This is a genomic window from Maricaulis sp. (genome assembly GCF_030149515.1).
In the GTDB taxonomy this organism is placed as follows: Bacteria; Pseudomonadota; Alphaproteobacteria; order Caulobacterales; family Maricaulaceae; genus Maricaulis.
Map to the genome: position 1 here is coordinate 77,894 of NZ_JASBRI010000003.1, position 26,386 is coordinate 104,279.

24 protein-coding genes are annotated in these 26,386 nt (G+C 65.1%); 10 read left to right on the forward strand and 14 right to left on the reverse strand.

The features are described 5' to 3' along the window. Positions 1-56 precede the first annotated feature (56 nt). The gene (locus Q1U94_RS01880; protein ID WP_300541361.1) at positions 57-1,991 is read left to right on the forward strand and encodes a transglycosylase domain-containing protein; all 1,935 of its coding nucleotides are present in this window, start codon (positions 57-59) and stop codon (positions 1,989-1,991) included. Here Q1U94_RS01880 and Q1U94_RS01885 read toward each other — a convergent pair. Then, a complete protein-coding gene (locus Q1U94_RS01885; RefSeq protein ID WP_300541363.1) occupies positions 1,931-2,761 on the reverse strand; it encodes an ion transporter in 831 nt (276 codons plus the stop codon). The two genes, Q1U94_RS01880 and Q1U94_RS01885, sit on opposite strands and share 61 nt — an antisense overlap. Positions 2,762-2,958: 197 nt before the next feature. On the opposite strand from Q1U94_RS01885, the gene Q1U94_RS01890 reads away from it, so the two are divergent. From Q1U94_RS01890 to Q1U94_RS01900, 3 genes are all read left to right on the forward strand, one after another. Further along, the gene (locus tag Q1U94_RS01890) at positions 2,959-4,932 is read left to right on the forward strand and encodes an EAL domain-containing protein (protein ID WP_300541365.1); all 1,974 of its coding nucleotides are present in this window, start codon (positions 2,959-2,961) and stop codon (positions 4,930-4,932) included. Between the two features lie 6 nt (positions 4,933-4,938). Next, the gene (locus Q1U94_RS01895; RefSeq protein WP_300541367.1) at positions 4,939-5,337 is read left to right on the forward strand and encodes a PAN domain-containing protein; all 399 of its coding nucleotides are present in this window, start codon (positions 4,939-4,941) and stop codon (positions 5,335-5,337) included. Positions 5,338-5,429: 92 nt separating this feature from the next. Beyond that, the gene (locus Q1U94_RS01900) at positions 5,430-6,512 is read left to right on the forward strand and encodes a DUF2336 domain-containing protein (protein WP_300541369.1); all 1,083 of its coding nucleotides are present in this window, start codon (positions 5,430-5,432) and stop codon (positions 6,510-6,512) included. A 24-nt stretch (positions 6,513-6,536) separates the two neighbouring features. On the opposite strand, the gene Q1U94_RS01905 is transcribed toward Q1U94_RS01900, so the two are convergent. Next, positions 6,537-8,603: a S9 family peptidase gene (locus tag Q1U94_RS01905; RefSeq protein WP_300541371.1), complete on the reverse strand. Its 2,067-nt coding sequence runs from the start codon at positions 8,601-8,603 to the stop codon at positions 6,537-6,539. 146 nt (positions 8,604-8,749) lie between these two features. On the opposite strand from Q1U94_RS01905, the gene Q1U94_RS01910 reads away from it, so the two are divergent. Next, a complete protein-coding gene (locus Q1U94_RS01910; protein ID WP_300541373.1) occupies positions 8,750-9,190 on the forward strand; it encodes a hypothetical protein in 441 nt (146 codons plus the stop codon). 77 nt (positions 9,191-9,267) lie between these two features. On the opposite strand, the gene Q1U94_RS01915 is transcribed toward Q1U94_RS01910, so the two are convergent. Genes Q1U94_RS01915 through Q1U94_RS01930 form a run of 4 tightly spaced genes read right to left on the reverse strand, consistent with a single transcriptional unit; the run spans position 9,268 to position 12,896 of the window. Continuing rightward, complete coding sequence (locus tag Q1U94_RS01915) at positions 9,268-10,446, reverse strand: mechanosensitive ion channel family protein (protein WP_300541375.1); 1,179 nt, start codon at positions 10,444-10,446, stop codon at positions 9,268-9,270. After that, positions 10,443-12,050: a peptide chain release factor 3 gene (locus Q1U94_RS01920; protein WP_300541377.1), complete on the reverse strand. Its 1,608-nt coding sequence runs from the start codon at positions 12,048-12,050 to the stop codon at positions 10,443-10,445. Before Q1U94_RS01920 ends, Q1U94_RS01915 begins: the two co-directional genes overlap by 4 nt. A 31-nt stretch (positions 12,051-12,081) precedes the next feature. Then, positions 12,082-12,504, reverse strand: a complete 423-nt coding sequence (locus Q1U94_RS01925) for a hypothetical protein (RefSeq protein WP_300541379.1) — start codon at positions 12,502-12,504, stop codon at positions 12,082-12,084. Between the two features lie 56 nt (positions 12,505-12,560). Then, positions 12,561-12,896: a DUF1491 family protein gene (locus Q1U94_RS01930; protein ID WP_300541381.1), complete on the reverse strand. Its 336-nt coding sequence runs from the start codon at positions 12,894-12,896 to the stop codon at positions 12,561-12,563. Positions 12,897-12,953: 57 nt separating this feature from the next. Between Q1U94_RS01930 and Q1U94_RS01935 the strand changes: the two genes are divergently transcribed. Continuing rightward, positions 12,954-14,621 (forward strand): cellulose biosynthesis cyclic di-GMP-binding regulatory protein BcsB, encoded by a 1,668-nt coding sequence (locus Q1U94_RS01935; protein WP_300541383.1) that lies wholly within the window; start codon positions 12,954-12,956, stop codon positions 14,619-14,621. Positions 14,622-14,716: 95 nt separating this feature from the next. Beyond that, the gene (locus Q1U94_RS01940; RefSeq protein ID WP_300541385.1) at positions 14,717-15,622 is read left to right on the forward strand and encodes a hypothetical protein; all 906 of its coding nucleotides are present in this window, start codon (positions 14,717-14,719) and stop codon (positions 15,620-15,622) included. Here the strand turns inward: Q1U94_RS01940 and Q1U94_RS01945 are convergent. Beyond that, positions 15,619-17,367 carry a HAMP domain-containing sensor histidine kinase gene (locus Q1U94_RS01945; RefSeq protein ID WP_300541387.1) on the reverse strand — a complete coding sequence of 583 codons (1,749 nt, stop codon included), beginning with the start codon at positions 17,365-17,367 and terminating at the stop codon, positions 15,619-15,621. The two genes, Q1U94_RS01940 and Q1U94_RS01945, sit on opposite strands and share 4 nt — an antisense overlap. A gap of 193 nt (positions 17,368-17,560) precedes the next feature. On the opposite strand from Q1U94_RS01945, the gene Q1U94_RS01950 reads away from it, so the two are divergent. The 3 genes from Q1U94_RS01950 (at position 17,561) to Q1U94_RS01960 (ending at position 19,622) form a co-directional block, all read left to right on the forward strand. Continuing rightward, on the forward strand, positions 17,561-18,646 hold the full coding sequence (locus Q1U94_RS01950) for a hypothetical protein (protein WP_300541389.1): 1,086 nt from the start codon (positions 17,561-17,563) through the stop codon (positions 18,644-18,646). A gap of 228 nt (positions 18,647-18,874) precedes the next feature. Next, on the forward strand, positions 18,875-19,144 hold the full coding sequence (locus tag Q1U94_RS01955) for a hypothetical protein (RefSeq protein WP_300541391.1): 270 nt from the start codon (positions 18,875-18,877) through the stop codon (positions 19,142-19,144). Positions 19,145-19,202: 58 nt separating this feature from the next. After that, positions 19,203-19,622, forward strand: coding sequence for a SufE family protein (locus Q1U94_RS01960; RefSeq protein ID WP_300541393.1), 420 nt, complete (start codon positions 19,203-19,205; stop codon positions 19,620-19,622). On the opposite strand, the gene Q1U94_RS01965 is transcribed toward Q1U94_RS01960, so the two are convergent. The 7 genes from Q1U94_RS01965 to Q1U94_RS01995 form a co-directional block, all read right to left on the reverse strand. Then, positions 19,619-20,317, reverse strand: a complete 699-nt coding sequence (locus tag Q1U94_RS01965; RefSeq protein WP_300541395.1) for a DUF6456 domain-containing protein — start codon at positions 20,315-20,317, stop codon at positions 19,619-19,621. The genes Q1U94_RS01960 and Q1U94_RS01965 overlap by 4 nt on opposite strands. Beyond that, positions 20,314-20,673: a helix-turn-helix domain-containing protein gene (locus tag Q1U94_RS01970; RefSeq protein ID WP_300541397.1), complete on the reverse strand. Its 360-nt coding sequence runs from the start codon at positions 20,671-20,673 to the stop codon at positions 20,314-20,316. The genes Q1U94_RS01965 and Q1U94_RS01970 overlap by 4 nt, the downstream gene beginning before the upstream one ends. 161 nt (positions 20,674-20,834) lie before the next feature. Beyond that, positions 20,835-22,586 (reverse strand): Na(+)/H(+) antiporter subunit D, encoded by a 1,752-nt coding sequence (locus Q1U94_RS01975; protein ID WP_300541399.1) that lies wholly within the window; start codon positions 22,584-22,586, stop codon positions 20,835-20,837. Then, positions 22,583-22,885: a hypothetical protein gene (locus Q1U94_RS01980; RefSeq protein WP_300541401.1), complete on the reverse strand. Its 303-nt coding sequence runs from the start codon at positions 22,883-22,885 to the stop codon at positions 22,583-22,585. Before Q1U94_RS01980 ends, Q1U94_RS01975 begins: the two co-directional genes overlap by 4 nt. Next, complete coding sequence (locus tag Q1U94_RS01985) at positions 22,882-24,363, reverse strand: proton-conducting transporter membrane subunit (protein ID WP_300541403.1); 1,482 nt, start codon at positions 24,361-24,363, stop codon at positions 22,882-22,884. Before Q1U94_RS01985 ends, Q1U94_RS01980 begins: the two co-directional genes overlap by 4 nt. 4 nt (positions 24,364-24,367) lie before the next feature. After that, entirely contained in the window at positions 24,368-25,891 is a 1,524-nt protein-coding gene (locus Q1U94_RS01990; RefSeq protein ID WP_300541405.1) for a monovalent cation/H+ antiporter subunit D family protein, read from the reverse strand. Further along, positions 25,892-26,386, reverse strand: a complete 495-nt coding sequence (locus tag Q1U94_RS01995; RefSeq protein ID WP_300541407.1) for a cation:proton antiporter subunit C — start codon at positions 26,384-26,386, stop codon at positions 25,892-25,894.

Consider the following 26,386-nt stretch of genomic DNA (forward strand, 5'->3'; position numbering starts at 1 on the left):
GTTCGGCCATTGGGGGTGGCTATAGCATGTATCAGGAGCCGTTTCGCGCGGATCACATGATGGAACGCGATCGCCGCGAACGCCGGACCCGCACCATCCTCGGCGCAAGCCTGGGCGTGGTGCTCCTGATCGCCGTCGTCTCCATCGGCAGCGTCTGGCACTGGGCCTTTCACGACCTGCCGCCCGTTCCCACCGGTGCCGGCGAATTGTGGAGCGTGCGGCGCGAACCCGCGGTGACGCTGCAGGACCGCAATGGCCATGTCCTTGCCGTGCGCGGTCCGCTCTATGCCCGGGCCGTTGCGCTGGACAGCCTGCCCGAACACGTGCCGCAAGCCTTCCTGGCGATCGAGGACCAGCGCTTCTACGAACATTCCGGCGTGGATTTCCGCGGGGTCGTGCGCGCGGTCTGGCGGAATGTCCGGGCCGGCGAACTGGTCCAGGGCGGATCGACCATCACGATGCAGCTGGTCAAGAATCTCATCCTCACGCCGGACCGGCATCTGCGCCGCAAGCTGCAGGAAATGCGCCTGGCCCGCGCGCTGGAACGCCATCTCACCAAAACGGAAATCCTGGAACTCTATCTCAACCGCATCTATCTCGGCGCCCGCGCCTACGGGATCGAGGCTGCAGCCCGGCGCTATTTCGACAAGTCCGCCACCGAGCTGACCCTGGCCGAAGCCGCCTTGCTGGCCGCCCTGCCCAAGGCGCCCAGCCGGCTCGACCCGACCACCAATCTCGAAGCGGCCCGAGCCCGCGCCGCCCAGGTGCTGGCGGCGATGGAGGAGGCCGGCTACATCACGCCGGACCAGCACGCCGGAGCGCTGGCCGATCCGGCCGAACCGGTGGCCGACACGTCCGATCCCAACGCCACGTCGAACTGGGGGCACGCCTTCGACTTTGCCCTGGCCGAGGCGGAACGCCTGGTGTCGGGCGACGTGCCCGATCTCGTCATTCGCACTACGCTCGATCCCGAACTGACGCGGGCCGCCCAGGAAACCATGGAAACCGTGCTCGCCGAACAGGGCACAGCCGTGAACGCCGGTGAGGCGGCCGTCATGCTGCTCGCTCCGGACGGGGCGATCCGCGCCTTTTCCGGCGGACGGGATTATGCCGCCAGCCAGTTCAACCGCGCCATCCAGGCCCAGCGCCAGCCCGGCTCGGCCTTCAAGCCCATCGTCTTCGCCGCCGCCCTGGAGGCCGGCTACGACCCCTCGTCGGCGGTCTGGGACGAACCGGTCGATCTGGAAGGCTGGACGCCGGAAAATTTCGGCGGCGGCTATCGCGGACTGGTCACCCTGCAGGACGCCCTGAAACGTTCGATCAACACGGTCGCCGTGCAGGTCGCCAGCGAGATCGGGATCGGGCGGATCGTGGAGATGGGGCACCGGCTGGGCATTCGCTCCGACCTGCCCGAACTGCCGGCCATCGCGCTGGGCGCGGCGGAAGTGAACCTGCTCGAACTCACCGCTGCCTATTCGGTCTTCAACAATGACGGGGCCTACCGCGAACCCTATTTCATCCAGTCCATCACCAATTCGCGCGGCGACGTGCTCTACGAGCATCAACGCATCGGCGCGCAGCGCGCGATGACGGCGGAACGGGCGCAGGCGATGTCGACCATGCTGCAGGATGTGGTGCTGACCGGAACCGGCCGCCGCGCGGCGCTGCCCGGCCGGCGCTCCGCCGGCAAGACCGGCACCAGCCAGTCCTTCCGCGACGCCTGGTTCGTGGGCTATACGGCCGACTATGTGGCGGGTGTCTGGGTCGGAAACGACGACGACAGCCCGATGCAGGACGTCACCGGCGGTGGCCTGCCCGCGGAGATCTGGCGCCGCTACATGATCCGCGTTCATCAGGGCCTGCCCGCACGGGATCTCTCGGCGCCGGCCCCGCGCACGCGTTCGGAACGGGAGGAGCGCCTGGCAGCCTTTTATTCCGACTTGTCGGCGGCGTTTTCCGAACTGCTCGAGGACACGCCCAGCGAACGCTGAAGCAGCACTTTCAGCTCAACGATCTCCGACTTCAGCTCAGCCACTTCATGGTGCAGCCGGTCACGATCGGCATCGGCTTCGGCGTCGCGCGCCTCCTCGTCATCGAAATGCTTGGCCTGCAGGCTGTCCACGATGATGGCGATAAACAGGTTCAGCACGGCGAAACTGGTCAGCACGATAAAGACAACAAAGAAAATCCAGGCCCAGGGATGGGTCTCCATCACCGGTATTGCCACATCCGATGCCCAGCCCTCCAGCGTCATGACCTGGAAGAGGGAAAAGGCACTGTCGGCCAGCGTGCCGAACCGCTCCGGCACGGCGTCGCCATAAAGCTTGGTCGCCATCACCGCGGAGACGTAGAACATCAGGCCCAGAACGGCGATCACCGCCCCCCTGCCGGGGATGGCGCGCAACAACGCCTCGACCACCTTGCGCAGGTCCGGCATCACCGAGAAGAGGCGGAAGGCGCGCACGATGCGCAGCGCACGCAGGACCGAAAACCCGCCCGCCGTCGGCAGGATGGAAATCACGATCACGCCCAGATCGAACCAGTTCCAGCCCGAAAGGAAGAAACGATGGCGGTAGACGACGAGTTTCAGCAGGATTTCCACGACGAAGATGCCGACGATGACCGTATCGAGCATCGGCAGCCAGGTCGTGAACCACTCGCCCTCATAAGGGTAGGTTTCCAGCCCCAGCGTGATCGCATTGATCACGATCAGCGTCATGATGAAATTGCGAAACGGCGCGCTTTCGACGAACGATTTCACCTGTCCCCTCCGGTGCAATCCGGGACGGCGCCGCCCCGTAGCGTCCTGCTCCTAGCTCTGTGGAGGCGGGAATTCAATCGGAGGCGCTGTCTTCTTCCGGGCAAAAAATCCGCCGATCGTTCGAATTTTACCGAACCACTTATCCGCGATTTAACGACGGCCATTGTATCGTGCAGGCAACCAAGGGTATCCGTTGCATGCAACTGCACCAAACATCCGACACATCGCCGGACGGCATGGGCACGCCAACCGGCGACTCCGTAAGGGGCGACGAGATCACGATCGCCTATCAGCCGATAGTGCGCGGAGCAGCAGTCGCGGTGCTGGGATATTTCCTGTTCGACCTGACCACCCGGCTGATCTTCCCCGGCGACAGCCACCACGGTGTCATGCTGATCGCGGTCAGCCTGGCCTCGCTTGTCAGCCTGGGTGTCATGCGTCACCTGCGCCGTCCGCAAAACGCCCGCCAGCTGGAAATCAGCGGCGGCATTCTGTGCCTCACCCTGTTCGTCAATTCGAACCTCCAGCAATCGCTGTATTTCGAGACGGAGAACCTGATCTACGCCATTTTGATGATGCCGATCTTCGCGGCGATCCTGCCGCGCAGACGGACGGCTGCGGTGGCGGTGATCCTGTGTTTCGCCAGCCTCATCGCTCAGGTCCATCAGAACCTGCCCGCTCAGCTAGCCGACTATATTTGGACAGGGGTGTCGGGCGTTGTCGCCGGCATTTCCGTTGCCCTGATCATCCGAACCGCCGTCCTCAACGCCGTGAAAGCCCGTCTCGAAGCGGTGCGGGACCGCGAGACCGCCGAGGCGCTTGCACGCGAAGCCAAACATCTGGCCGAATGCGACGCGTTGACCGGACTACCCAATCGGCGCAGCTTCTTTCTGGCGCTCAACGAGCGGATGGAGCGCCTGCGTGAACATGGCGAGCCCTTTGTCCTGGCCCTGGTCGACCTGGACGGTTTCAAGCCGATAAACGACACGTACGGCCATGCTGCCGGGGACGAGATGCTCGAGACCGTCGCCGAACGCCTGACGGTGGCCGGTGGCAAGGACGCCATGCCGGCGCGCCTGGGCGGCGACGAATTCGCCCTTCTGGCGTGCATCGATCCCTGCACCGCCGAGACCGCACTGTCCCTGGGCCAGCGCGTCGAGTCCAGCCTCGCCGAGCCCTATGCGCTTGGCCCCTACACCTGCAAGGCAGGCGGGTCTGTGGGCCTGCTGATCTGCAAGGATCCCGAATTGAGCGTGCAAGACCTGATGGAACGCGCCGACCATGCGCTTTACTTCGCCAAGCGGGCGCTACGCGGCAAGGCCGTCCTGTTCAACGCCGCCCTGGAACAGGAAATGACAGCGTCCAGCCAGGTCGACAAGGCACTTCGCCGCAGCGATCGGGAGGCCGAATTCGAGGTCTATTTCCAGCCGCAGTTCGACGTCGTCAAATCGCGTATCACCGGCTTCGAAGCGCTGGCGCGATGGCACTCGCCCGAGCTGGGCGCCGTGACCCCGGATGTCTTCATTCCCGCGGCAGAGCGCGCCGGGCTGATCCGCCCGCTGACCCGAACCCTGCTGGGCAAGGCCCTGGATGCCATGTCGGCATGGCCGGAGGAAATCCGCCTCTCTTTCAACCTGTCCACGCACGACCTGATGTCGCCCAACGCCATCGAGGACATCCTCAAAACCGTCGCCGCCAGCGGCATCCGCCCGGACCGGATCGAGTTCGAGATCACGGAAACCGCGATGATGGGGGATTTCAAACAGGCTCGCCACGCCATCGGCCGTATCAGCCAGGCCGGTCACAGCGTCGCCCTGGACGATTTCGGCGTGGGCTATTCCTCATTGCGGTATCTGCAGCAGCTGCCGGTCACGACGTTGAAAATCGACCATTCCTTCGTTGCCGATATCCTGGCCGAGACCTCCTCCTTCAAGATTGTGCGCACGCTGCTGTCGCTGTCCCGGACACTGGGGCTGGGCTGTGTCGTCGAGGGGGTCGAGAGCGAGGCCCAGTTGCACATCCTGCGCGGAATGGGTGCCCGGCACGTCCAGGGCTATCTGATCGATCCCCCGATGCGGGCCGACGCCGTGGCCGGCGCACTGGCCCGGAACCGGGACTTCTCGCCACAGGCCCTGAGCCGTCCGGTTGCCGCCGGATACGGGACGGCCTGACCGAAGATGCCAATCCGCGCCCCCTTCCTTCGCATCACGATCGTTGCCGTTGCTGTGCTTGCTGCCGAAGGTCCGGCCGTGGCCGGCGACCGGCTGGAGGGCTGGGCACGCCGTGGTGCGGTCTATCAGAGAACGCCGATGGATGGCGGCACGGCACAGGCCTGCGCCGCCCTGTGCGCGAGGGACCGGCAATGCCGTTCCTGGGTCTGGACACGTCCGGGACTCGACGGCCCCGACGCCCAGTGCGCCCTTCTGTCTTCGGCCCCGACTCCATACCGCGCGCCTGGCCAGACCACCGGCCTGGGTGTGGAGCTGGTCCGGAACATCGAGGAGGCGGCCACCAGGCCGCCGACACAACGTGAAATTGATGCGCTGCGTGCCACACTTACAGAGCCGCACAAATAAGCGCGATATCCAACAATTTGACCGACGGCGCGTACGCTTTTTTTACCCGCTGAGGTCATGTTCGAACACCAAGGGATGGTGCGGAGCGGGCAATGGCCGTCGTCAGCAAGCTGAACAATCTGGTCGACCTGGCACGGGAAAAATCCTCCGAACGCCGGCGCGCCTTGCTGCGCGAGGTCACCGATCTCTTCTTCGAGGAGACGCCGGCCCGCAACAGCGCCGTCTCCAACAAGTTCGACGAAGTCCTGTCCTCGCTCGCCGTACAGAGCGCCCAAGAGGCGCGCGAGGAACTGGCCGAACGCTTTGCCGACAGCCCGATGGCACCCCCGGGCCTGGTGCTGCAACTGGCCCGGGATGCAATCGAGGTCGCCGCACCCATCCTCAGCCGCTCCGTGGTCCTGTCCGACGAGGACCTGGTCTCGATCGCGGAGACCGGCGGACAGACCCATCTCAAGGCCATCAGCCGCCGCTCCGAAGTCTCCGAACGCCTCTCCGACACCATCGTGCGACGGGGCAATGACGAAACGGTCGCCAGCCTGATCGGAAACGAAGGTGCCAAACTCTCGCGCGAAGCCTTCGAGACCGTCACCGAGCGCGCAGAAACCTCGCCGGCCTTGCAGGGTCCGCTCGTGGAGCGCGGCGACACGCCCAACGACCTCATTGCCGACCTCATGCTGGCTGTCGGGAACCATCTGCGCGACCGCATCATGGAACGTTTCGACAGTGTCGATCCGAAAGTGCTGGAACAGGCCATGGAGGCATCCCGCACCCGCCTCGCCGCAAGGGTTGCCGACGACCAGGCCGTTGCCGAAGCCGAGAAATTCGTGAGCGCCATGGCGGTGCGCAAGAGGCTCGACGGCGGCCTGCTCGCGCGCCTCCTGCGGGAGCGCGAAATGGTCAAGTTCAACGTCGCCTTCGCCGAGCTGACGGGCGTTGACTACATCACGGCGAAACGCGCCATCGAGCAGGACTGTATTGACCCCCTCGCCCTGATCTGCCGTGCAGCCGATTTCGACAAGGCCCTGTTTGTCACCCTCGCCGTGCTGCGAAACACCTCGGACGCCAGCGCCTTCCGCGACGCCAAGGAACTCGGCACGCTCTATGACTCCATCACTCCCAACGACGCCGCCCGGGCCATGCGCTTCTGGCGCATGCGCCGGGACATGGCAGCGTAGGCTGTCGGCATTGGCGGTGCGGCCCTACCCGTCGGACGCACCCTCGCTGCCGCCGGAGTCCCCATCCTCCTTGCCGGGATAGCGTTCGAACCATTCGCGCAGATAAAGCTGCGTTCTCAGCATGTTCGACGGGACGCTCCAGGTACCGTGATACTCCCGGTTCATGGAGATCAGGACCGACGGCACACCGCGCCGAACCAGATTGGCGTACAGTTCCTCGGCCTGGGCCAACGGTGTGCGCAAATCCTCCGCTCCCGTCATCAACAGGGTCGGCGTCGTGATGTTGTGGGCATGCATGATCGGCGAATGCTCGAGCCAGTTGGTGGGATCTTCCCAGTAGTTCGGGCGGAACCGGTTGAAGCTCCATGCCGAAATATCGGCCTGACCGGCAAAGCTGATCCAGTTGATCACCGGACACAGGGAGGCCGCCGCCGCGAACCGGTCGGTATGCGCCACGACCCACGCCGTGAGAACTCCTCCGCCGGAACAGCCGGTCACATACATGCGCGCCTCGTCGATGAAGCCGCGCGCGACAACCGTGTCGACCCCGGCGAGCAGGTCTTCCAGGTCGGCGCGTCCGGGATAGGCATTGTCGATGGCGTTGGCGAATTCCGGGGTGTAGCCCGTCGAACCGCGCGGATTGGTGAACACGACGACATAGCCCTGCGACGCCCATTCCTGAAAACGGAAGTTGAAATTCACCCCGTACATGGCGTGCGGGCCGCCATGGATGTGCAGCATGAGCGGATAGCTCTCCCCGGGATCGAAATCCGGCGGGTAGACGACCCAGCCCTGAACCGGCGTACCGTCGGGCGACGTGTAGTTGATCTCCTCGACGCGCCCCAGCGTGACACCGTCGAGAATGTCTCCGTTGAGGTCGGTCAGGGTGCTCAGCCGGCCCCGGCGTCCGACCAGGGCAACATTGCCCGTATTGACCGGCGAGCTCAGCGTCCCTGCCGCCTCCCCGCCATCACTCATCGAAGCCAGATAGAAGCGGTGCCCGCCTTCGGTCAGCGTGCGCGTATCGCCATTGAGACCGGTATAGGCCAGCTGGGTCGAGCCGCGGTAATTCATCGAATAGTAAAGCCCGCGGCTATTACCGGCCCAGATCAGGGTCCCCGGCGTGTCGGGCAGATCGTCGCGCAGGATACGGATATCCGATCCGTCGGCCGAGACAATGTTCAGCGAATTGGCGGGATAGTTTACCGCTTCGGGCTCATGGCCCACATAGGCAATATGGCGGCCATCGGGCGAAACGGCGGGATTGCCCCAGAAGCCGCCGTCATCGACGAGTGTCGTGATCTCGCCGGTCTCCACCGACACGCGATGAATGGCCGAGACCCGGTCATCGCCGGTCGGGTCGGGCTCGCGGTTGCCGTCGAAGACAATGTAACGGCCATCGGGCGTCCAGTCGAAACCACCCGATCCCACACCGGAAAAGCGCAGCGTGGCGTCCCATTCCCCTTCGGTGAGCTGACGCGGCGTGCCGCCGTCTGCCGGTGTGACGAAAAGATGATCATGGCCGGTTCGCGCGCCTTGCCGGTCGACGCGATAATTCAGCCGGTCGGTCACGAAGGGATCCGGCGTCCAGTCCGCGCCTTCCGGCCGTGACGGCAGCGAGATGGTCAGCGGCGGCTCGAAGGGGACCTCGCCGAGAAAGGCGATTCGACGGCCGTCCGGGGCCCAGTCGAAACTCCTGATCTTCACATCGGTGTGCGTGATCTGGCTTTCGGCACCGGATGCATCCATCCAGCGCGTGAAAAGCTGAGGGCGCTCATCGACCGGCCGCAGAAATGCGATCCGGTCGCCCTCCGGCGACCACCGTACGGCACTGCCCTCGGTCAGGAAACGATGCCGGCCGCCATCGGCGTCCATGATCCATAACTCGCTGGCCCAGCGGTCGGCCATCGCGTCGACCCGGCGGCGTGTATAGACAATGCGTTCGCCATCGGGCGAGATCTGCGGTGAGCCGGCCTCCTCCCAGTCCAGATAATCTTCCAGAGCCAGGGTTTGAGGCCCCTCGTTCCCGGCCTGTCCCCAAGCGGGCGCAGCGGCCAGCGACACCGCGCACAGGGCGAATGCGATTTTCATGATGTGTCCCTCCCCTGCCGGTCCCGCTTTGCCCGGGGCCGGCTATTGGGCGAAAGACTAGGCAACACCTTGCCGGCTGTCGACAAGGGCCGGGTTTTTCCCCGCCGGACGTTCATGGCAGACTGGGGCCATTGGCAGGGTGGCCCATGCCCGACAGTGCAATCGCCGAACTCGAAAACTTCCTCCTCCGCCACAGCCTCGTTCTGGCCGTGCGCCCGGCGGATACGGGTCTGGAGGGGTTCGCGGCCGTCGACATCCTGCTCTCCGATCCCTACGGAGACAGCCGCCTGACCGTGTTCGACGAATACGGGGACACCGCCACCGGCGATCCGTTGTTGCTGGCCGTACTGTGCGGGTTCGCATTCCAGGAACTGGACGATGCCGGCAACGCCGCCGAATGGGCACGGGCCGAGGGCCTGCCGCCGGACAGGGCCGGCCCCGTTTACGCGCGCAACCTCGCGACACGCGATGCCGTATTCCAGACCATCGGCGAATGGCCGGACGTGATCTCCCCGCTGGACTGGCAGCTCAATTCCGGCCCTGCCCGGACACTCCGGGAGCGTGCGAAGGCCGCGCGCCGGCGCTAGCCGGCAGCGGCGGCCGCCAGTTCCGGCGTGACCTGCGGGATACCGTCCGGCGCCTCGACCGGATTGGCACCATGCGGCTATTGCGCGTCCGCCACAGCTGCGGCCGCGCCGTCGCCGGCCGGCGGCTGGAAGACTTCCGCGCCGCTTTCCAGATAGACCGAGGTCGAGGGGAAGGCGAATTCCGTACCCGCTTTTTCAACGGTCTGCTTGACGAACAGGGCCAGGTCCTCCTTGAGGCGCAGCCATTCGCCCCAATTCGTCGTCTTGGTGAAGCAGTAGAGCAGAAAATCGATCGAGGACGGGCCGAACGCGTCGACGCGCATGAAGGTGGCCACGTCCGGCGGATCGGCGAATTCGGGATGATCGGTGACCCAGGCCAGCACCTTGTCGCGGATCTCGCGCAATTGTTCGCTTGTCGTGTCATAGCGCACGCCGATCGCCCATTTGATGCGGCGGTGCGTCATGCGGGAGAAGTTCGTGACGGCATTGTCGGCGAGTTTCGAATTGGGCACATAGACCGGGCCCTTGTCGAAGCGGCGCACCAGGGTGGAACGGAAATTGATTTCCTCCACCGTCCCCTCGACCACGCCATCGACCAGGATCCAGTCGCCGGGAAGGAAACGTTTTTCGGCCAGGATCAGGATGCCGGCAATCAGGTTCTTGAACAGGTCCTGGGCCCCCAGGCCGATCGCCACACCGAACAGGCCCAGGCCGGCGACGATGCCCGCAACCGGAATGTCCCAGATCTGCAGTACCGCTGCCGCGCCGACTATGACGAACAGGATGCGCATGGCCTTGGTCAGCCAGTCGATCATCACCGGCGTCAGCGCGCTGCGTACGCCGCGCATGGCAAGGGCCAGGGGTCCCACGGCATTGTGCAGGGCCCAGAACAGCGCCACCACGACCAGCGACTGCACGAACTGCTCGCCGCGCAGCGCTCCGTCACCGCCCAGATGGATGATGTTGATGGAGAAGAAGAGCGCCACGATCACCGGTACGAGCTTCATCGGCCCGGACAGTGCGGCAACGACCTCATCGTCCAGCGTGGTCTCCGATCGTCCCGCCAGCCGTGTCAGCGCCGCGATCAGCCAGCGCGCGATCAGGCCGCGCACCATGAAGCCGATCAGCACAACCAGTACGGCCGCCAGGCCCTGTCCGACACTGACGCCGAGGAAGGAGGTGTTCCACACCTCCACGACAATGGACCAGAAGTCCCGGAGCTGTTGCGGAAGACTGTCGCTGGCTGCAGTGCTCATGCGGCGCGTTCCTTGGCTCTATGGAAGGTAACATCGGGAAATTTCTCTTCCGAATAGGACACTTCCCAGGCGCTTTTGGCCAGAAAAACCGGATCGCCATTGATGTCCTCGGCCATGGCCGATTTGTGCCGGTCGGCGAACGCCTCGATCTTGTCGCGCTCTCCGGTCACCCAGCGCGCGGTCTCGTAGGGCGCCGCCTCGAACTGGACTTCCAGCCCGTATTCCGCGGCCACGCGTTCGCGCATCACGTCGATCTGCAGCGCCCCCACCGCACCGACAATGAAGTCGCCGCCCAGCACCGGGCGGAAAAGCTGTGTCACCCCCTCCTCTGCCAGGCTTTCGAGCGCCTTCTTGAGATGTTTCGCCTTCAGCGGATCGGCCAGGCGTGCGCGGCGCAGGATTTCCGGGGCGAAATTGGGAATGCCCGAGAAGCGCAGTTTGCCGCTTTCTGACAGGCTGTCGCCAACACGAAGCGTGCCGTGATTGGGCACCCCCATCACGTCGCCGGCAAAGGCCTCGTCGGCGATCTCCCGGTCCTGGGCGAAGAACAGGATGGGCGAGGACACGGTAAGCTGCTTGCCGGCCTCAGTCTTCAGCTTCATGCCGCGTTTGAACCTGCCCGAACACAGGCGCACAAAGGCGACCCGGTCGCGGTGATTGGGGTCCATGTTCGCCTGCACCTTGAACACGAAGCCGGCAACCTCCTTGCCGCCCGGCTCGACATCCACCGGCTGGCCGTTGGCAATGGCCGCCACGGGCGCGGGACCGGGGATCTTGTCGGCCAGGCCTTCCAGCAACTCGCGCACGCCGAAGCCGCGCAGGGCGGAGCCGAAGAAGACCGGTGTCAGATGTCCTTCCAGAAAGCTCCGGGGATTGAAGGGCGGGCAGAGTTCCCGGGCCACTTCTGCGCCTTCGCGCAATTCATCGACCTCGTCCCCGGAAAGGAATTCACGCACTGAATTGCCGTCCAGCGCCACGCGCGCCGCCGGCTCGTGGGGGTCCACATTCTCGCCCGGCTTGCGGTAGCGCAGGAAGTCGCCGCTGCCGATGTCGAGCACGCCCTTGAACCGCTTGCCGGAACCGCACGGCCACTGCATCGGCGTTGCGTCCAGCGCCAGCTTGTCCTGGATGTCTTCCAGGAGGTCGACCGGGTCCAGCGCTTCGCGGTCCATCTTGTTGATGAAGGTGACGATCGGGATGTCGCGCAGCCGGCAAACCTCGACCAGTTTCAGCGTGCGCGGCTCCACACCCTTGGCGGCGTCAAGCACCATGATCGCGCTGTCGGCTGCGGTCAGTGTGCGGTAGGTGTCTTCGGAGAAATCCTCGTGACCCGGCGTATCGAGCAGGTTGAAGAGGAGGCTGCGATGCTCGAACGTCATCACCGAGGCCGAAACCGAAATCCCGCGTTCCTGTTCGATCTTCATCCAGTCCGACTGGGTGCGCCGGTTCTCGCCGCGGGCACGCACCTGCCCCGCCAGGCGGATCGCACCGGCGGACAGCAACAGCGTTTCGGTCAGCGTGGTCTTGCCCGCGTCCGGATGCGAGATGATGGCGAAGGAGCGGCGGCGCGCCCATTCGGGCGCATCGGTCGGATTGGCGGTCATTTCGGGCTCGCGGTCAGTGCAAGCCGCGGGGTTACCCCGTTCCCGTGGCCTGAGGCAAGGGGCCACTGCTCCGCGTCCAGACCGCCGAGTTCACGTCGGCGGCCATGAGCGGGCGGTCTGACTGACGTCCCCAGAGATAGGCAAGCGTCTCGATCGGCACGTGTGCATAGCGCAGGCCGACATCGGCATGGGTCTTGGCCCCGTCCGGCCGCACGGCAAGCAGGGCGTTGGCGCCCGGCGCAACATACGTGATCAGGGCGACCAGGTGCTTTACGTGTTTGGGCTTGTTCTTCGCAATATTCGGATCGGCGAAGACAGCCTCACGGACCAGGGCGTTCAATTGGCCCGCTGTCAAAGCCTCGACCTGGGCGCTTGTCAGCGGAATCTCTCCACTGCGCAGCACACTATTCAGATCACCCAGATCGAAGACGACATCGTTGAACAGAAACAACATCGTTGAACCCGATACATCGTGAGCAGATTGATCGCGGACATTATCGCCAGCCACCGTTAAGGATTTTCTACCGGCTCGGTCAGGAAGTGGCGCCCGTCGCGATCCTCGATTTCCACCAGCCAGAGATCTGGATCACTCTCCAGCCGGCGCCGGCAATACGCATCGGCATCCGCTTCCGGCACCGGCCCGTCGCGAAATACCTGCCAGATCCGTTCGCCATGCCCGTCCCGCGCCGGGACAAGAAGGCGTGCCAGACCGTCTCGCAATACCACTTTGACGAGAACGGCGCCGGCATCTTCGTCTCCCCGGCGAATCACATAGATCGCAGCCAGGCCTGTTTCAGCCCGCCTGACAAGGGCGTCCACCCAGATTTTCGTCTTCAGCCCACTCATTTCCGTTGATGGCAGCGCAATTGCTTAATAATCTGTAAACGGGTGAGGGAGCGTTTCATGTTTGTACGTATCGTATCGGTTGCGGTCGCCGCATGGGCTGTCGTGGTGTCTGGTGTGTTCGCGGCTACGGCCCAGGACACTCATATCGACACGGATCGCATCAATACGGAAGAGCGTGCCCTGGCCGATCTCGACGGCAGCGGCGACGCCTTCGTTCTCTCGAACACCCAGCCGACGACACATATCCGCTTCACTCTGCCGCCCCATGTCGTGACATCGGAGGCCTGGTTGCGCCTGGCCGCACGCCCCGCCAGCGACACCACCGCCGGCCGGATCCAGGTCAGCGTCAACGGCGGGGAAGCCATTGTCATCCGCCCCCAGCCACGCGCCATGGAAGCCCGTTTCGCGCTGTTCTCCGCCGATGTCCGGCCGGGCGAGAATGTTCTGGAGATCAGCTACACCAACGAGTCGGCGGCAACCGGATGGATCGTCGATGCCCGGCGATCGCAATTGCGCCTCACGCTTGAGCCCGTGCGCCCTGTGGAGAGCCTCGGGGAGCTTGAACATACACTGGGCGCCAGTTTCGCTGCGCCGCGCCGTATTGCGCTGGTCACCGATGCAGGCCGTGAACGGATCACGCTCGAGGCCCTGGTCGCGCAGGGGCTCGCCCTGCGCGCCGGCGAAGTTCCGCTGTTCACCGCCGCCGAGGACAATGCCGACCTGATCGTCCGGATTGCCAAAGCCGGGCGCCTGGACGACGGGGACCGGGCCGCACTGCGCCAGGGCCAGAGCCAGGGTCCGGAAATTGCCTTTCGCAATGACGGGACACCCCGGCTGATCGTGACCGGCCGCAATCTCGACGAAGCCACCGCCGCCGCCCGCCTGATGGCCGCCCGTGCTTTCGACGGCTATGGCTCGACCTTCCTGGCGGCCGATGCGATCACCGCCCGCCGCCTGGGCGAGCGCCAGGTGCGCGACGCGCGCCAGCTGAGCGAGAATGCCAGCCTGCGCACCTTTGCCGCCTCCGGCCTGCCCTTCAGTGCCGATCAGGGCGCGCGCACGGCCGTCCAGTTCTCCACCCGCTACGATGCCGACCGCCACGGCGCCTTATCGGTGATGGCACGCGCCGCGCTGATCGGTGGTCAGGCCTGGCTCTATGCCTGGTACGGCGATACGTCCGAAACCGCACCGGCGGACCACAACCTTCTGATCATCGGCCCGAATTCGACCGACGTCGCCGATGTCGACCGCAATGCACCGGACGAGTTGCGCGCCGCCCTGCGTGCTGCGGAACGCTCCCGCGGCCAGCGTGGCCTGATGCGCCTGGCCGCCGCGGCCTACGCCGATGCCGGTGAGCATGCTGCATCGGACAGCGATGCGGATGCCGCGGATATCGGTGTCGGCGTGGCCTCGCTGTTCCGCGACCGGCAGCAGGCCGGGCGCTGGATCGGCACGCTGACCGCGCCGGACGTTGCATCCTTCGAGAATGCCGGCCGCAGCCTGGCCCGTTCCGATCTCTGGCAGGCGCTTGAAGGGCGTGCGGCGGTGTGGAGTTCACGCGGGGTGACCCCGCTGGACTTCTCGGTGGCAGCGCCGACATTGTCCGATCGCGCCCGCGAGTTTGCAATCGACCATACCCGCGACGCGGCCCTGGTCCTGTTCGGGGCTGCGCTGCTGATGCTGGTCCGTGGCTTGGCCCGGCGCCGACGCGCCGTTCGAGCGTGATTTTAATCAATGCCTTAGGCGAAGATTAACCCTGCTTCTTCACGGGGCATAAAAGCCGTGTGTGATAGTCCGGACGCATGCAATCGGGACGTCACATGCACCATCCGATCACAAATCTGGCACGCGCCGTGGGCGCCGGTCTCGCACTGGCCGGCCTGACATCTCCAGTCATGGCGAACAATGCCGGTGAACAATTCGGAGAGCGCGAGCTCGCCCTGGCGCTCGACGATCGCTGTCATCTATTCAGCCCCGCCCAGCGCGCCGCCCTTGACGCGGCACGGCTGCAGGCCCGCGGCATCCTGCTGCGCGGCGGCGTGACGCACACGGCCCTGGACGACTATTCCCGGGAGCTTGAAGCGCAGGCCGATGCCACACAGTGCTCGCGCCCGGAAGTCGACGATCTGCGCCTGCGCGTCGTCGAGGCTTTCATTGCCTGGCAACGCGTCCGCGACATGGAGTTTCCCGGCGGCGCATTCGGCTGGACCGCCACGCGCTCCTTCATTGCCGGAACGCCGGGTTGGGCCGTCCTGCAGGATACCGGCGAGCTGAGAGTGGGCATCACCCGCGACGGCGACAATCATCGCTTTACCGTGGCCATGCCGCGTGTGGAGAACGCCGTGAGTGCGGTTCTGGTGATGCGCGATCCCGGCCGCGCGCCCGAACTCTACGACCCGACCATGGGCGGGCATTTCCCGGCACCGGCCGGCGCCGGATGGGCCGATTTCACACCACCGAACTTTGCCCGTTCCATGATCTGGGCCTCCGGCCAGGGCGATCGCGCCGATACGGCCGCGCTTAGCGACGGCGGCGATGGCCTGGTCTTTCACTTTTCCGGCCGCGCCGCCGATGCGCTGGCCGTCCTCGACCCGCGCGAAACCGCCAGGGTCGAATTGCTGGGCCGCAATGGCGAGCCCCTGGCCGTGCATTATTTCGAAATCGGGGATTTCGCGGCCGCCCGCGCCTTCCTGCGCGCCGGCAATCTGGCCGAAACGCGGAGCTAGGCCGCGTCGGTCTTCCCCGTGGTGATGTCCTGCGAAGCCGCCTGCGCGCGCTCAATCTGCTGACGCACATCGAGTCCCGTCGAGGACGGGTAGTCCGCAACCTCGCCTTCGCCACGATCGAGAATGGGCAGGCTGACCGTGACGGTCGTGCCAACACCCTTGCGCGAGGCGATATTCATCTGACCGCCGTGCAGCTCGGCCAGGGCCCGCACCAGGGAGAGGCCCAGCCCCGTCCCGCGCTTCTCGATATCCCGGGCGTTGGACGCCTGGCGATAGGGCTGGCCAAGGTTTTGCGCGTCTTCCGGATCGATGCCCACGCCGCTGTCGCCAACCGCCAGTACCAGCTGACCGCCCGACGGACGAGCCATGACCACGATCGCACCGCCCTTGGGCGTGAACTTCACGGCGTTGGACAGAAGGTTCAGCAGGATCTGGCGCAGGGCCTTGCGATCGCCCAGCACCGGCAGCGGTGTGTCATTGCGCTTGACCGACAGCGTGATTCCGGCCTCCTCGGCCTGCAGCCGCATCATCTTGGCGGCCAGTCCGACGACTTCGTCGATCTCGAAACGCTCGCGCACCAGTTCATAGCGGTCGGCCTCGATCTTGGACATGTCCAGAACATCGCCGATCAGTTCCATCAGATGCTGGCCGCTCTCATGGATCAGATCCGCATATTCCGCATAACGCGCCGGCATCGGTCCGAACAGGCGGGCCTTCATGACGTCGGAAAAGCCGACAATGGCGTTCAGCGGCGTGCGCAATTCGTGACTTACGGACGCCAGGAATTGCGATTTCGCCCGCGCCTCCTCCTCGGCATGCGCGCGCGCGGCTTCGGCCTCGCGCAGTCGCGCCTCGAGCGCGGGACCTTCATCCCGGGACAGCACCGCCACCGAGCCGCCATGCACGGGACGGGTTGCCAGGAGGACATCGGCCTCGCGGCCGCGATCGCCGCGCAGCGTCAGGTGCTGGCTTATGGGACGGATCGCGGCACGGCGCGCCGATGCGGCCAGATCCGCCCGGTCGTCCTCGTCAAACCCCAGATCGGCAATCGGCAGGCCTGCCAGATCGCGCGGAAGGCCCGGCGAGAGATCGCGCAGACCCTGCGAGGCGGCCAGGATATGACCGTCGCTGTCACAGGCCAGAAGGGCCACCGGCGCTGCATCGAAGGCCTTGGAGCGAACGCGGCCGCGCTCGGCTTCGCGGCGGATCTCGTCGGTGTCGCGCATGGCCCGCAATGCACCGAACCCGAAACCGGCGGCCATCGTCAGCGCACAGCCGGTGACGAAGGGCAGGTGCAGTTCCACCGCCATCGGAGCGGGATTGATAAAGCCGCTCGCCTGCAACAGCGCCACAAGCAGGGCTGCAAGCCCCGACAGGGCTGCGGCCTTGACCACGGCGTCGCGCTCGCCGCTGGCGGCGGCAACGGCCGGCGCCAGCAGGAAAGCCAGGACGCCGATGCCGGTCACGCCGCCACCCGTCACGGCGACAGCCGCCGCAAAGCCGGTCCAGATCATCGCCAGCACGAAACGCTCGAACGGCCGGTCCAGCCGCGGCATCAGCACGAAGCCGGCGAAGGCCGGCCCGGCAACCGCCGCAAGGCCGAGCACACGCAACCATTCCGGACCGTCCAGGATCGGCCAGATCTGGGGAATGGCAGCCGCCAGCGTGCCAATCCATACAAGATTGACAAGCGGGCCTCCCCGGCGGGCCAGCAAGGCCGAGATATCTCGCTTTTTCGGGTCCATGTCCTACCGGTGCGACTCGGTACTGATTCCTTCACGGAATCTTCGCCTTTGGCGTTAACAAATACTGAATCTTAAATTTTGTTCATTTACGGATGGGTTCCGTAAGGTCACAGAATAAATCATCACATATGGGCACTTGGAGCTATTCGCGCTGCAAGGCAATATGCGACCCGACGGGGTAAGGAGCTTCAGGATGTTTACGACTTGGCTTGCCGCACTCGTGCTGACGACGGCCAGCGTTCAGGAATCCCGGAGCGACATGCCGCAGACGGCCGCGCCGGTCCAGGACGCGCCGGTTGCCGCCGAGCCCGCCGAAACACCAGCCGCCCCGCCCGACATGCCGGCGCAGGCCGCCGGCCCGCAATTGCGGTTCGACACCGCACCGGCGGAACCGGATATCGTTCGCACCTCTGCGCGCGATTATGCCGCCTTCCACCACACGGTGGCCGATCTGCGTGAAGCCCCGATCGGATCCGCCGAGGATCTCGACACGGCCATGGACCGGCTGTCGGTCTTTTACGGCGAGGAACGCCTTGTGCGCGCATGGATCGCCTATGCGGCCATCGTCGCCGCGCACCATCCGGAATATCTCGACGAGATTCGCGAGCTGGCCGACTATTACGGACCGCAAGCCGCGATCTCCGGGCTGATGTACGATCCTGCCTATGCGACCAGTTTCGGCTCGGCGGCGGCGGCCCAGGATTCCGTGGTGGACGCCATCGAGCGCGACAATGAAGAGATCCGCGAAGTCTCGCAGCGCTATCGCACCGCCGCCTACGACCTGCAGTCCGAACGATGGGCCAACCGGGTCTATCGCGACCGCGCGGAACGCCTGGCCCGTATTGTAGAGGTAAGCGACGATCCGATCCTGATGCCGGACGAGCTTTCGATGTCTCTGGATACGGGGCTGGATGCCGGAGTGCCCGCATCGGCCCTGTTCGAACGCCTGGACGCCGTGCCGGTCGAAAGCGCCCTGGGGCCGCAGCTGACACTGACCGTCGGCGAAGCCACGCCGGACCCGGACCGCACCCGTATCGGCCGCATCCTGTCGGTTGCCGCCCTGCAGTCGATCGACGGCACCATGGGGACGGACACGGATGCCGCGATCGACAACCTCCTGGCCGATCCGTCTGTCGAACGCTGTCTCGCCTGGGTTCGCCTGGACCTGCAGCAATGCGTGGCGGCGGGGCATTTCAAGTATGAGGACAGTTTCTGCATCGCCGAACACGCGCTGCTGGACGTGTCCCGCTGTCTGGCGACAGCGAATCCGGCCCAGTAGGCGGCATTCGAACCGTTCCGGCAGCCACGCGTTAACAAAAAGTGTCCCAGTTGGGGACTCGGTAAAATTGCGCGCAAATTTTACGAAAAAAATCTGCTCCAGTTTTGCACGCTGTTCGCTCTGATACCCGGAATCGCGTGCAATAGCGTGGGTTTTCACCTAGCCTCATTCCTGCACTGACAGGTCCGGAAGAGATCGCCGGTGCCAATAAGAAGAGGAGGCCTGGTCATGATGTTTCTTATTCGCGCCGCTTTCTGGCTCGCGATCGTCAGCGTCTTCGTCCCGCGCGATTTCGCCGGGGAAGCGTTCGACCTGCCCTTCGATCTCGCCCAAACCCGCATAGATGCCGCCGAGCCCGTCGATGGCTGGTGCAAGGACAATGCGGCCATCTGCGAAGCCGGTCGCGAGGCTGTCCGCCTGGGCGGTTTCCTCACAGACATGGCCGCCAACCGCATCGAAGCCGCGCTCGACGAGCGCGAAGAGACCGGCAAGTCCTGACCCCGAGCCGCTTACAGGACTTGCTTCGCGCGAGCGCCCGCACTACGTCGGCGCTGTCATGACGGCACAAGCGATCCAAACCGAAATCGACGATATCGTGGATGAGTTCGACCTCCTGGGCGACTGGGAGGAGCGTTACAAATATCTCATCGACATGGGCAGGGCCCTGCCCGAAATGCCCGAGGAAGACCGCACCGCCGAGAACAAGGTGAAGGGCTGTGTCAGCCAGGTCTGGCTGGTCACCGAACCTTCGGGCGACATCCTCACCTTCCGCGCCGACAGCGATGCCCATATCGTGCGCGGCCTCGCCGCCCTTTTGCTGCGGCTCTATTCCGGCCGCTCGCGCGACGACATCCTGTCGGTGGATGCGCGCGAGGTTCTCGAGCGCATCGGGCTTTCCGAACACCTCTCCCCGCAACGCTCCAACGGGCTGAATTCCATGATCGGCCGTATTCGCGGTGCGGCGGAAGCGGCCTAGGTCAAACCGTAGATCTCGGCCAGACGCCCCAGCGCCAGTTTCACCGCCGTCCGTCCCGAGCGCTGCGCCCAGCCAAAGCGGCGCTCCATCGCGGCCAGGCTTTCCTCGCGGATGAGAACCGCCTCGACGATACGCGCCATGCCGGGACCGAGCCGGTCGAGCGCGTCCATCACACGATCCTTCGCCGCGATCGCACCGAGGGCGGCATCCTCGGGACCCCTGCACGGCCCCTCGCCCCGGCGCGGTGCCGTCGGCGACCAGTTCCGTGTGACATTCCGGGTCAGGGTCGAGCGGTGATAATCGGCCAGAAAGCGTTCGGCAGCATTGCGCTCTGCGGGTGCGAGATCGGCGGCCCAGGGGCCCAGCGCGCCTTCCCGGGCATTGGCCCGGGCGGTGACGATAGTGCCCGTTTCCAGCATGACCGGCCGGTCGACCCAGTCGCGATGCTGGTCCGCCACATCCATATCCTGCCGCAGCACCGCCAATCCGGCGGCGGAGAGGACATGACCCGCCCCGCGGCGCGTCAGCCAGCCCTGCGCTTCGGCCCGTTCGGCCTGGTTCGCGGAAATCCGGGCGACGGGGCGGCGCCGCCGGTCCGCCCCGGGGAATACGCCCCGGCCCTTGCCGCGGCCCGCAATGGGCAGGAGGACATTTCCGTCCCGGGCCAGCGCCCGCATCCAGCGCGGGGCGTTCACGACGACGCCCCGCCATCCGGGTTGATGCAGATGCGCGGTGTGGCACGCAGGCTTTCCTCCAGCGCATCCATGTATTCGTCGAACGCGGCGTCGTCGCGCCTGTCCTCGATGCGATGGCAGGCATGGGCCGCCGTCGACCGGTCGCGGCCGAAGGCCTGGGCAACCCGCGACAGCGGCAGTTCGAAGGCGACATGGGCGAGATACATCGCCGCCTGGCGGGCCAGGCAGGCCTCGCGCGAGCGCCGGGTCGGCGCCTCGACTTCCTGCTGGGTCACGCCGAATGCGTAGGCTGCGGCGCTCTGGGCCAGGCGGGCACGGGCAACGTCGTCGTGCAATCGCTCCATCGGTGGCGTCATGAACTCCTCCCGGTCTCGCGCGGCGTCCCTTCGCGCCGCGGCATGACGGTCATGCTAGGGAAGCAAAGCCAGGTGGGGATAATATTCCTATATCAGGTGTAAAGAAAGAGGGCGCCACCTTTGCGTGTGGCGCCCTGCTTCCCCGTCTAAGTGCTTGCGACTTAAGGGGCCATATAGGCAATCAACAACACGATCGCCAGCAGCGCACTCGTCCAGATCGCCAGCAGACCACTGGGGATATCCCGGCTGAGGGCGCCCATAGGACTGAAAGCCTCGAACAGACGTCCACCCATCCGTCCGCGCGTGGCGCCCAGAACATTGCCAATCGAGGCCCAGAGCCGGCCGAACATCGCATGACCCCAGCGGGCCACACCGTCGGCCGCGCGGCGATAGATCCAGTCGAAATCGATATTCACCGACCGTTTCTCGTCGGGATACCATTTCATGCGCACCAGGAAGGCGAAGGCGAACAGGGCGGCCAGCAGGAGCTGCATCTGCCCGACGACGTGATCGAAGGTCCACATCGGATACTCGTTCGCCACCTCCGGGAACGGCGTGAGATTATAAAGCGCCCGATAGCCGCCCGGGATGCCGAACATGTCCGGCCAGCCCAGATAGATGCACATGAGCGCGGCGATCCCCATCGCCATGAGCATGTTCACCGGCGCTTCGCGCACGCGGTGCCCCTTGTCGTGGGCGAAGAAGGCGAAATACGGGATCTTGATGCCCGAGTGCTCCAGCACGCCGGCCGAGGCAAACAGCAGGATGAACCAGACGACATAGTGGTGCTCGTGCGCCACCGCAGCCAGTGTCATCGCCTTCGCGACGAAGCCGGAGAAGAGCGGGAAGGCCGAGATCGAAGCCGCGCCGATGATGCAGAAGATCGCCGTGGCCGGCATGGTCTTGAACAGACCGCCCAGTTCCGAGGCCTTCACCGTGCCGACCCGATAGAGGACCGCGCCCATGCTCATGAACAGCAGGGCCTTGTAGATGATGTGCACGAAGGCGTGCGCCGCCGCGCCGTTGATGGCGAGCTCGGTGCCCACGCCGACGCCGACGACCATGAAGCCCAGCTGGTTGTTGAGCGAGTAGGACAAGACCTTGCGCAGGTCGTTCTCCACCACGGCAAAGAAAACCGGGAAGGCCGTCATGATGGCGCCGATCCAGATCAGGATCTCCGTGCCGGCATAGCCGCGCGCCAGGGCGTAGACTGCCAGCTTGGTGGTGAAGGCAGACAGCACAACGGCGCCGGTCACCGTCGCCTTGGGATAGGCGTCCTGCAGCCAGTTGTGCAGGAAGGGGAAAGCGCATTTGATACCGAAGGCGAGGAAGATCAGCATGCCGCCCAAGGTCTCGGTCGACAGGCTGTCATCGAAGGCCCAGCTGCCGGTATCGGCCGCATGCACCACCGCGCCGGCCAGCAGCATCACGCCGGACAGGACATGGATCGCCAGATAGCGCAGGCCGGCCTTGTAGGCGGCCCGGGTGCGCGAACCCCAGATCAGGAAGACCGAGGAGATCGCGGTCAGCTCCCAGAAGAAGAAGAGCGAGAGCAGGTCACCGGAAAACACCGCGCCCAGGCCGGCACCGGCATAAATGAGGCCGGCCGCATCGGCGACACGGTCTTTCTCGTGCAGCCCGTAGAGCGCGTTGATGAAGGCCGCGATGATGAAGATCAGCCCCCAGATCCGCGACAGGCCGTCATAGCGGAAGGTTTCCAGCACGAAACCGCCCAGCTCGATGAGGCCGCCGGTATGCACGCCCGCCGGCACGTTGAACCACAGGAAGCCCGCCAGGATCGGGGCCAGAAGGGCCAGGCCCTTGCGGACATGGTGGTTCGGTATGGCCGCCGCGAGGAGGCCGCCGAGAATGACCGGCCAGGCGGGGGAGATGTCGTAGAAGGCTTCGATCATTGATCGCCCTCCCCGTCCCAATAGTCTTCCTCACGCCCCAGAAGGCCGCGGATCACGAACCAGCCCACCATGACGGCGAGGACGAAGGATCCGAACCCCCAGAGCGCGTAAAAGCCTGTCGTCTCGGCCAGATGCACGTATTCATGCCGGTGATGGAACAGGTCGATCGCCGCAAAGCCGACCGCCAGGACCAGCAGCACCCAGAGCATGGAGGATTTCAGCCATTTCGCGTCCAGCCACAAAAAGGGCCGGGCCGCAGGATGGACAAGATCATCATGTTTGCCGGATTGATCGCTCACGAGGCGGCCTCCGCAGCAAGGGACGAGGAGAAGAAGACCGGCGCGAGGTAATCGCGCAGCGGTCCGATCAGGAAGAAGAGAACGATGACGCCTGCCGCGGTGATCACCGGCGGCAGAATGACGAACATCGGCGGTTTCTTCTTCAGGCCTGCCTCTTCCGGCTTGGCGAAGAAGCCGCGCGCGGAAACCGGCAGGAGATAGGCGACATTAAGGATGGACGACGCCACCAGCGCCACGATCAGCAGGCCGTGGCCCGATTCCCAGGCGCCCTGCATCAGGAAGAGTTTCGGCCAGGTCCCGCCCAGCGGCGGCAGACCTATGATCGACAGCGCGCCGACCGTATAGGCGATGAACAGCCAGGGCATATAGCGGCCCAGGCCCGCCATCTGCGAGATCTCGGTCTTCTTGGTGGCGGTGTAGATGGCGCCCGCACTCATGAAGAGGGTGATCTTGCCCCAGGCGTGCATCACGATCTGCAGCGCTCCGCCCAGCATGGCCAGCGGCGAGGCGAGCATCACGCCCAGGGTGACATAGGACAGCTGGGACACGGTGGAGAAGGCCAGCCGGGCCTTGAGATTGTCCTTGGTCATGGCGACGACCGAGGCCAGCACGATGGAAATTGCGGCGATCCACGCCAGCGCATCGGAGGCCGGAGCCGCGGCGATCAGCGCCGGGCCGAAAATATAGGTGCCGACTTTCAGCATGGCGAAGACGCCGGCCTTGACGACGGCCACGGCGTGCAGCAGCGCCGAGACCGGGGTGGGTGCGACCATGGCATTGGGCAGCCAGGGGTGAACCGGCATCAGCGCCGCCTTGCCGATCCCGAAAGCGAAGAGGACGAGAAGCACGCTGGCGATCGCGGGGGTGACATCATTGATGGCCAGAAGCCCGCCCGCGACAAAATCGGTCGAGCCGGCGAGGAAGTGCGTGGCGATCACCGCCGGCAAAAGGAGGCCGATCGAGGTTCCCAGCAGGATGGACAGGTAGATCGCGGCCCCCCGCTTGGCATTGGCATCACCCTTGTGCGCAACCAGCGGATAGGTCGACAGGGTGAGAACCTCGTAGAAGAGGAACATCGTCAGCAGGTTGCCCGACAGGGCCACGCCCATGGCGGCGCCGATGGCAATGCAGAAACAGACATAAAAGCGCGTCTGGTTCTTCTCGTTGTTCCCGCGCATGTAGCCGATGGAATAGAGCGAGTTGACGATCCACAGGCCCGACGCGACAGCGGCGAATACCGCGCCGAGGGGTTCCAGGCGGAAGACCAGGTGCAGGCCGGGCGCCAATGTCGCCAGTTCCAGGGTCGGATGACCACGCGCAACCTCGACCAGATAGGCCACATTCAGCGCCAACAATACGGCGGCGACCAGAGTCGCGCCTTCGCGCAGATTCGGCTGGCGCCCCAGAAGCGCAACGGCAACCCCGCCGATAGCCGGAATGGCGAGCGCAAGCGCGAGCGAGAGTTCAGGCGTCCACATCAACTTATTGTCCTCCCATCACGGCGTCTGCGGCCGCGCGGGCCAGACCGACCAGCGGATCGGCGTGGAAGAAGAAATAGACATTGGCCACCGCCAGGATCCCCATGGGCGCCAGCACCATCCACGGCGCCAGGCGACGTTTGGCAATCTCGCCATGATGACTGGGCGGGGTTTCCATCCAGATTGCCGCCAGAAGCCGCGCAACATAGGCCAGTGCCAGAAGCGAGGAGATCATCAGCGCAGCAACCGCCCACCACCAGCCGCGATCCAGCGCAGCGGTGACGAGATACCATTTCGAAGTGAAACCGACGGTCAGCGGCACGCCGACGAGGGACAGGCCCGCCACTGTAAAGGCCATGGCCGAGGCAGGCATGGTCTGGCCCAGGCCGGCGAGATCCTTGACCCGGCGCACGCCGAAATTCAGGGCGAAAGCCCCCAGCGCCATAAACAGCGCGCCCTTCATCAGGGCGTGGTTCATCAGGTGAAGAAGACCGGCCGACAGGCCCGCGGCCGTGCCCATGCCCAGGCCCAGCATCATGTAGCCGACCTGCGCCACCGAGGAATAGGCCAGAAGGCGGCGTGCATCGGTCTGAAAGACGGCCTGCACCGAGGCCACCATCATCGCCACCACGCCGACCACGGCAAACAGCCAGGTAAAGGACATGGAGACAAAGCTCACGTCCGGGTGGAAGACCGAAAAGACAAAGCGGATCAGGGCGTAGAAGGCCACTTTGGTGGCCGTCGACGCCAGGAAGGCCGTCACGAAATTCGGCGCGAAGGCATAGGCGTTGGGCAGCCAGACGTGCAGCGGGAACATCGCGGCCTTGAGGCCCAGCCCCACAACGATGAAGGCAAAGGCGGCCTGGGTGACACGGTTGTGTCCGTTCGCCTCCAGAATGACCGCCATGTCGGCCATGTTGAGCGTGCCGGTGGCCATGTAGAGAAAGCCCACGCCGATGACGAAGAAGGTCGCGCCGATCGTGCCGAGGACAAGATAGTTATAGCTCGCCGTCAGCGCCCGCCGGTCCTTGGCGGCGCCCATTGCGATGATCGTGTAGGTCGAGATCGAGGAGATTTCGAGGAAGACGAAAACGTTGAACGCATCGCCCGTGATTGTCACGCCCAGAAGGCCGGCAAAACATACCAGGAAGGCCGAATAGAACAGCGCTTCCTTCCTGGGACCGATCTCGTCGGCCACGCTGGGCAGCGCATAGATCACGCACAGGAGGCCAACAATGCCCACCAGGAGCAGGAGCGGCACATTGAGCATGTCGACGCGCAGTTCGATCCCCCAGGGCGGCGGCCAGCCACCCATGGCGTAGGAGATCACCCCGCCGGTCGAGACCTGGCCCAGCAGGACCAGGGAAAGCACGGCCACGACGATCGCGGTGACGAGGGTCACACCCCAGGCCCAGGGTCCGCGGGGCATCAAAGCGGCGATGGCGGCAGCAATCAGCGGCACAACCACGATAAGGGCGGGCGCATGCACGGCAGCACCGGCCGGCAGGAGTGAGGCCAGCATGTCCATTTATTCGGAACTCCCGGTCTCAAGGGAATAGTCGGCCGCGTTGAGGGCATCGTCCTCGATCGTGCCGTAGGACTCGCGGATCCGCACCACGAGTGCCAGGCCGACGGCCAGCGTCGCCACCCCGACGACAATGGCGGTGAGGATGAGAACGTGCGGCAGCGGGTTGGAGTAGACGGCCTCGGCCGCATAGTGCGCCGTGTCGGCCGCGTAATGCGCGGCGTCGGCGCCATAACCGGCAGCCGTTTCAGCACCGTGAGCCGCCGTTTCGGCACCATGTCCGGCGTCCTCGCCATGCCCGCTATCGACCAGGATCGGCGGCTGGCCGCCAAACACCTTGCCGATGGTGATGTAGAGCAGGAAGACCGAGGTCTGGAACAGGGACAGGCCGACCAGGCGCTTCACCAGATTGCCGGTGGCGATGATCACGTAGAGCCCGGTCATCATCAGGATGATGATCGGGATGTAGTTGAAGCGTTCAATGAGGATGTCGAGCAT